This is a genomic window from Brevibacillus sp. B_LB10_24 (assembly GCF_046036945.1).
Lineage (GTDB): Bacteria > Bacillota > Bacilli > Brevibacillales > Brevibacillaceae > Brevibacillus_C.
The window spans coordinates 1-1,675 of the sequence record NZ_JBJQOQ010000075.1 but is presented as its reverse complement, the minus strand read 5'-3'; the positions used below and the strand labels follow the sequence as shown (position 1 = coordinate 1,675).

General features: G+C 49.0%; 2 protein-coding genes. Both read right to left on the bottom strand.

Annotated elements, in window-relative coordinates:
• Positions 1-654, bottom strand: coding sequence for an IS66 family transposase (locus ACI7RC_RS27705; protein WP_408111379.1), 654 nt, complete (start codon positions 652-654; stop codon positions 1-3).
• Positions 566-1,675: hypothetical protein (locus ACI7RC_RS27700; RefSeq protein WP_408111378.1), on the bottom strand; the 1,110-nt coding region annotated here is incomplete at its 5' end. The genes ACI7RC_RS27700 and ACI7RC_RS27705, both read right to left, overlap by 89 nt.

Sequence of the window (1,675 nt, the reverse complement as noted above, 5' to 3'; positions counted from 1 at the left end):
CTACGACTGACCAATTAACATACAAAATGTATATTCTGCCCTTTGTAGGTACAGTTCTGGGTTAGTTCTAAAGCGTCTGCGTTTGGTGGCTTCACTCAACCGAGAAGACCAGCGAAGACGTTCATCTCGATACGCAAGGTAGTCGACAGCTTGAAGTCTGCTCAAGACATCATTCTGGCGGAGTGCATCATCGACAAACACGACCATCTCGCCACTTCGAAGAATATATTCGTTCCAACTTCTTAACCCGGTCATCCGCCGATGCCGGGTTTTCGTTCGACGAAAGAAGCGCTCGTGGTCGTTGTTCGTTCGGGGGACATGCGGGTGGTCGTAGCACGTAAACAAGCCCTTCCAGAACCCTCGTGTGTAGCTCGTTAGATTCGCTACCATTGGCTTGTCTTCTTCACTGGTGTATGTATGCTCAACCCAATTCAATAATTGCTGCATATGAAATCGAACCGTCTCACTGCGCTTGTCTACGTCTGGATTCAAGATCTCGGCAACGTGATGAATCGGGAGCGCCCATCGTTTCACCGCAGCATACTGCTCTTCAAACCCATTCAATTTACCGAAAATTCTGATTAGGTTTTGGAGTAGAGAGGGCCCCTTTTTTATCCAGGCATCGTTCGAGGGAAGCCTGAATGGCTTTTGCATTTTCATAAACCCGTATCCCCGGCAGATCGAGCGGTGGATTGCCGTCCTCGAGAAGCACGGAACGAATGGCCGCTACGTAATCCTTAGCGACCTCAGCTTCAGCAGATGTGTCATTCTCGATTCGCTTTTCTATTTCGCGTATCCCGCGAAGGCTTTTCTTAATCCCTGTCTTGAGTTTGCGGTCTAAATCGACAACAGGCTTCGCAATATCCTTTAGGTAGTGGTACTGACAGTATTGGTACGGTACGTCCGGCAACAGCGATTCCATGGCCATCCGAATGGATTGCTGGCCGTCCGTGACGATCCCAATGATGGGAAAGCCCAACTCGATAACGGGAAGGATGAGCTTTTTAAGTTCTTCCGCGGAACCGCTCTTTAGATTTTGGGCAGATAGGATGGTACCGCTGAAAACTTCTCGTATGACGTAGAGCGTCTCATTTCCTTTCTCGGGCTGCACCCCATCCATGGAAATCATGATGCCGCCGTGGTCTGCAACAACATGCTTTAGTGCTTGTTTTACGTGATTCGTCACGCTTGCGCGAAGCAAGGTAAGATAACGTTCGTACAGTCTCTGAGAATTGCGCTCTGACGTAACTACACCGCGTTGATTCAACTCTTCCGTCATTTCGCCGATGGTCATGTGTTGTTTAAACCGAAGCTGACCGACGAGCGCCAAGACGTCAAAGCCGTAAGACGTGTGCTTCATACTGAGGAGTTCGGCTTCCGCAGATTTGTAGTATGTCTTGGGGTACGGGCAATCCGCATTACTGCAAGCGTAGGCCATGCTCCATGCTTGGATAACGCCGGAGAGTGTGATGATATTCTTTTTCCAAGCGGTATGATGCCGCTTAAGTTTCGCGCCGCAGTGAGGGCAGGCCTGAATTTCCGGACGAAAGTAAATTTTCTTTTCGGGAATGACACGATTCTTTGGTAAGGGCATGAGAAAACCTCCGTCAAAGTGGCTACTTACTACTTCGACAGAGAGATTGGAAATCCTTGTTAGATAATTGGTCAGTCGTAG